General features: G+C 68.1%; 4 protein-coding genes. 3 read left to right on the top strand and 1 reads right to left on the bottom strand.

From position 1 onward, the window contains the following. Positions 1-82: 82 nt before the first annotated feature. Positions 83-1,042 carry an agmatinase gene (speB, locus tag V7067_RS14870; protein WP_334176688.1) on the bottom strand — a complete coding sequence of 320 codons (960 nt, stop codon included), beginning with the start codon at positions 1,040-1,042 and terminating at the stop codon, positions 83-85. Positions 1,043-1,188: 146 nt separating this feature from the next. Between speB and V7067_RS14865 the strand changes: the two genes are divergently transcribed. The 3 genes from V7067_RS14865 to V7067_RS14855 all read left to right on the top strand — a co-directional run bounded on the left by V7067_RS14865 (position 1,189) and on the right by V7067_RS14855 (position 5,508). Beyond that, on the top strand, positions 1,189-2,094 hold the full coding sequence (locus V7067_RS14865; protein ID WP_334176687.1) for a LysR family transcriptional regulator: 906 nt from the start codon (positions 1,189-1,191) through the stop codon (positions 2,092-2,094). Between the two features lie 526 nt (positions 2,095-2,620). Further along, the gene (locus V7067_RS14860; RefSeq protein WP_334176686.1) at positions 2,621-4,264 is read left to right on the top strand and encodes a bifunctional 3-(3-hydroxy-phenyl)propionate/3-hydroxycinnamic acid hydroxylase; all 1,644 of its coding nucleotides are present in this window, start codon (positions 2,621-2,623) and stop codon (positions 4,262-4,264) included. Positions 4,265-4,350: 86 nt separating this feature from the next. After that, positions 4,351-5,508: an ABC transporter substrate-binding protein gene (locus V7067_RS14855; RefSeq protein ID WP_334176685.1), complete on the top strand. Its 1,158-nt coding sequence runs from the start codon at positions 4,351-4,353 to the stop codon at positions 5,506-5,508. Positions 5,509-5,673: the final 165 nt, after the last annotated feature.

Raw genomic sequence — 5,673 nt, 5'->3', positions numbered from 1 at the left:
CGGGGGGTGCCGGCAGGGGCGCCGGCGCGAGGCAACCTTATCGGGGAGATCGTCGCTTCGCGCCGAACGTGGCCGGATCGCCTCAGCGGGCCCGCCGGGCGGCGATGTTCGCGGCAATCACGCACATCAGTTCGAACATCACCGTGGCGCCGGCCAGCGCAGTCATGCCGGCCAGATCGAAGGGAGGCGAGACCTCCACCACGTCGGCGCCGACGATGTCGATGCCGGCCAGCAGCCGCAGCATCTCCTGCGCCTCGCGGGTGGTGAACCCGCCGATTTCGGGCGTGCCGGTGCCCGGCGCCATCGACGGATCGATGCTGTCGATGTCGAAGGTCACATAAGCGGGGGCATCACCGACGATGCGGCGGACTTCGGCCATCACGTCGGCCGGGCCGCGGCGCACGAATTCTTCCATGTAGATGATGCGCACGCCCTGCGCCGCCGCCCACGCGTGCTCGTCGCCATCGTAGATCGAACCGCGGATGCCGATCTGCACGAACCGCTGCGGATCGACCAGCCCTTCCTCGATGGCGCGGCGAAACGGCGTGCCGTGGGTGTAGGGGTTGCCGCCGAAATAGGTGTCGTTGGTGTCGGAGTGGGCATCGAAGTGGATGAGGCCCACCGGCCGGGCCTTCGCCACCGCCCGCAGCGAGGGCAGCGAGGTGAGGTGGTCGCCGCCGGCGGCCAGCGGCACGGCACCGGCCGCGACGATGGCGGCAATGCCGGCCTCGATGCGCTTCAGGGCATCCAGCACGTCGATGGGGTTGACGGAGACGTCGCCGACATCGGCGATGTTGGCGATCTCGAACGGCGAGACGCGGGTGACATGGTGCACCCGCCGCATCAGGCTGGACTGGTTGCGGATTTCGCGCGGGCCGTGGCGGGTGCCGGCGCGGTTGGTGGTGCCGCCGTCCCACGGAATGCCGACGAGGGCGATATCGAGCCCCTCGGGCGTGGGAACCGCCGGCAACCGCATGAAGGTGGCGTGGCCGGCAAAACGCGGCACTTCGGCAGCATCGACCGGCTGGTGGAAATTCGACATGGCGCGGGCCTCCGGCGACAGGAAACCGGGTGCCGCAGCAGAGCGCGGCACACCGGGGGCGCGGGGAGGATCGCGGGTTTTGACATCGGCGTAAATCAGATAAACCGGATCGACAGATTGAGAATTCTCAATGCAGGGTAATGCCGATGCGCCGGCTCGACACCATCGATATCCGCCTGCTGCGCGTGTTCGTGGCGCTCGCCGATGCCGGCGGCTTTGCCGAGGCGCAGGTGGCGCTGAACCTGTCGCAGCCCACCCTCAGCACCCATCTGGCCGATCTGGAAAAGCGGCTGGGCGGCCGGCTGTGCCAGCGCGGCCGCCAGAGCTTTCGCCTGACTGATCTGGGACAGGCGACCTACGAGGCGGCGATCCGGCTGTTCGGCGATCTCGATGATTTCAGCCGCCGGGTTGCCGCGGCGCGCGGCGGTCTTTCCGGCCGGCTCAGGATCGGCGTTTCGGACGGCACCGCCACCAGTGCCACGCTCGGCATTCACCATGCGCTGGCGCGCTTTCTGTCGCCCGACCGCGATGTGATGGTGGACCTGACGCTCGGCACCCCGGCCGAGCTTGAGGCCCAGCTTGCCGGCGGCAGCCGGGACGTGGTGGTCGGCCCGCTGCCGCGCCGCACGCCGGGGCTTGAGACCCGCTTCTTTGCCGACGAGCCGCACGGCCTCTATTGCGGTGCCGGCCATCCGCTGTTCGCCCGCGAGGATGCGGGCATCTCGCGGCGGGAAATCGCCGGCACCGCATTCTCGCTGCGGCGCTACCGCCATTTCGACGACCTGCAGCTTGCCGGCCATCCGCGGCCCGGCGCACTGGTCGTGGATATGGAGGCCCAGCTCATGCTGCTGCTCAGCGGGCGGTTCATCGGCTTTCTGCCCTGCCATCTGGCGGCGGCGGACGTGGCGGCGGGACGGCTGCGCGCCATCCGGCCCGACCTCTTCAGCTTTGCCTCGCCGCATTTCGTCGGCTGGCGGCGGGAGACGGAGACCAATGCACTGGTCGAAGCCTTCGTGGCCGAACTGCTGGCCACGGCGCCGGCGGCCGGCTGAATGCGGAAACCTGCCGGATGTGCACCTGATGCACATTGCGGATATCGATATTGAACGGTTCCGATCTGCGGCCTAGCGTGTTTTCCAAGATAAAAACGGGCCTCGCCTCCGCAAAGGAGAGCGGGCAGCCTGTGAAAGAACAAGATGATTCCGGGAGTTGAAATTGTCCATTTTGCACAGCCGCGCCGGTCCCTGAACAAAAGTCTTATGCCTTTCGGTGCCGGTCTTCTGTCGGGGCAGGTCTTTCAGCCTGCCTGATTCTGCGTACCGGCCGGGTGTTATGCTTCGCATGATGCCGGGTCTTCGCCGCACCGCCGAAAGCCACGCCCGCAGACCGTTCTGACGCCGCGCGATCCGCGCGGTGAACGGAGCGTTGTTGCCGGCCTTCTGTGCCGGGGCTGCCTGCTGCGCGGCTTTCCCCTTGCCGTCCTGAACTTCCAATCGCGCCGGGCCGGAGCCGGGCCAGCCGGCCGGGCCGGACGGCCGCGCGAGGCCGCCCGCAACCGGCCGTTCGCAGGAGAGAACCATGAGCGTGACCGCCACAGGCGATGAAACCACAGACGTCGTGATTGTCGGGGCGGGGCCGGTCGGCCTCATCATTGCCAACTATCTCGGCGCGCAGGGTGTCAGCGTCATCGTGCTGGAGCAGCTCGACAAGCTGATCGATTTTCCCCGCGGCGTCGGCATGGATGACGAATCGCTGCGCGTGATGCAGGCCATCGGTCTGGTCGACAAGGTGCTGCCGCACACCACGCCGAACCAGTGGATGCGTTTCGTCACGGCCTCCGGCCGCTGCTTCGCCTCGCTGGAGCCGAAAACCGACGAGTTCGGCTGGCCGCGCCGCAATGCCTTCATCCAGCCGCTGGTGGACCGCGAACTCGCCGCCGGCCTCAGCCGCTACCCGCAGGTGAGCCTGCGGCTCGGCCATACGCTGGAGAAATTCACGCAGGACAGCGCCGGCGTCACCCTGACCGTGCAGTCGCAGCACGGCGTGCGTACCATCCGCACGCGCTACATGGTGGCCAGCGACGGCGGCAAGAGCGCGGTGCGCAAGGCGCTGGACATTCCCTTCGAGGGCTCGACGGACTCCAACCGCTGGATCGTGGTCGACATCGCCAACGATCCGCTCGGCACGCCCAACGCCTACATGCACTGCGATCCGGCGCGGCCCTATGTGTCGATCGCGCTGCCGCACGGCGTGCGCCGTTTCGAGTTCATGCTGTTCGACGGCGAGGCGGAAGGCGATGTGCTGCCGCCGGAAATGCTGCAGCGCATGCTGCAGAAGGTGCTGCCGGATCCGGCACGCATCGACATGATCCGGGCGCGCATCTACACCCACAACGCGCGCCTTGCGAAGCAGTTCCGCAAGGGGCGCGTGGTGCTGGCGGGCGATGCCGCGCACATCATGCCGGTGTGGCAGGGGCAGGGCTATAACAGTGGCGTGCGCGATGCCGCCAACATCGCCTGGAAGCTCGCCCTCGTGGTGCGGGGCCTTGCCGACGAGCGGCTGCTCGACACCTACGAGACCGAGCGGCGCGACCATGCGGGCGCGATGATCGAACTGTCGCAGACGGCCGGCCGCATCTTCTCGCCCACCAACCGTCTGGTTGCCGGCGCCCGCGATGCGCTGACGCTGGTGCTGAACCGCATTCCGCCGGTGAAGCGCTATTTCCTTGAAATGCGCTTCAAGCCGATGCCGCGCTACAAGGTGGGGGCGCTGGTGGCCGCCGAGACCGGCGGGGCGGAAAGCCCGGTCGGAAAACTCTTCATCCAGCCGCGGGTGCGCACCGCCGACGGCGCCGTGCTGAAGCTGGACGACGTTGTCGGCAGCGGCTTTGCGCTGATCGCGTGGGGCCTCGATCCGCTGTACTGGCTCGGCACGGATGCCCGCGCCATCCTTCAGAATCTCGGCGTGCGGCTCATCTGTGCGGTGCCGGAAGTGCAGCGCGCCTACGCGCAGGCCGAATGGAACGGCGTGACCGTGGTCGGCGATATCGACGGCCGCCTCAAGGAGTGGTTCGGCGGCGGCCGCGACCCGATCCTGATCCTGCGGCCGGATCGCTTCGTGGGCGCCACCATGGGCCCGCAGGATGCCGACAAGGGTGTCATCCGCTTTGCCGCGGCCATGAGCTATCGCGCCCCGGTGGGAGAAGTGCGCGCCGCGGCCTGAACGCGACAAGGCCCTGCCGGCCGGAAGAATCCGCCGCACAAGGCGGGCGGACCGGCAGGGTTTGATTTTTCATGGGAGGAAAATACATGTTGCACCGTAAGGTGAAGCGCCTCGCGCTTGCGCTGGGCGCAGCCGCCCTGTTTGCCACCACCGCTGTGTTGCCGGCGGCGGCCGAGGTGACGGTGGGTGTCATCGTGTCGATGACCGGCCCGGGCGCGGCGATGGGCGTGGATATCAAGCGCGCCATCAACCTCATTCCCGCCCGGGTGGGCGACGAGCCGGTGCGCGTGGTGCTGCTGGACGATGCCACCGATCCGACCGCGGCCGTGCGCGCCGCCCGCCGCCTCATCACCGAGGAGAAGGCCGACGTCATTCTGGGGCCGACCGTCAACGCGCTGATCGCGGCAGTGGTTCCGGTGGTGGACGAGGCGAAGGTGCCGATGATCGGCCTGTCGCCCTATGTGCCGCCGGCCGACAAGGCAAAATTCGTGTTCCGCTCGGTGCAGGATGCCGACCTGATGGTCGGCCGCATCGTGGAGGAGATGCAGAAGCGCAAGATCAGGACCGCCGGCTTCATCGGCTTTGCCGATGCGTGGGGCGATCTGCTTTATAAGGACTTTTCGGCGGCAGCGGAAAAGGCGGGCATCCGGCTCACTGGCGCGGAGCGCTACAACCGGCTCGATACGTCGGTGACCGCGCAGGTGCTGAAGATCATGGCCGGCCGGCCGGAGGCGGTGTTCATCGGCGGTTCGGCAACGCCCGCCACCCTGCCGCAGATCGAGCTGCGCAAGCGCGGCTACAAGGGGCTGATCTTCCAGTCGCACGGGGTTGCCAGCCGCGAGTTCATCCGCGTCGGCGGCAAGGATGTCGAAGGCACGCTGCTGCCGGTCGGCCCGGTGCTGGTCGCCGAGCAGCTGCCGGACAGCCATCCCTCCAAGCCGGTCGCCATGGCCTTCGACGAAGAGATTGAAAAGGCCAACGGCCCCGGCACCCGTTCCTCGCAGGCCGGCACCGCATGGGATGCGTGGCTGCTGGTGCAGAACGCCCTGCCCAAGGCGCTGGAAGCGGCAAAGCCCGGCACCGAGGCCTTCCATCTGGCGCTGCGCGATGCGCTGGAAAACACCCGGAACCTCGTCGGCGTGCATGGCGTCTACAACATGACGCCGGAGAACCACACCGGGCTCGACGAGCGCGCCCGCGTGCTGGTGGAAGTGACCGGCGGTGGCTGGAAACTCGTCAACTGACGGCGCGCCCCGCCTGAGACTGCCGGGCGGTTTCGCCCGCGAACCGGCCCGGCAGCACACGGCCCCGTCGCCTTTCCCGGACAAGAAGACCACGTGCCCGCCCGCGACCCTGCGGACAGGGGGGAGACCCAATGGACAGTGCCATCGCCCTGCTTCTGGTGCAGG

The organism is Pseudoxanthobacter sp. (genome assembly GCF_036822375.1).
Classification (GTDB): domain Bacteria; phylum Pseudomonadota; class Alphaproteobacteria; order Rhizobiales; family Segnochrobactraceae; genus Pseudoxanthobacter.
Note: the sequence above shows the minus strand (reverse complement) of the source record. Positions and strands in the feature narration are given on the sequence as shown.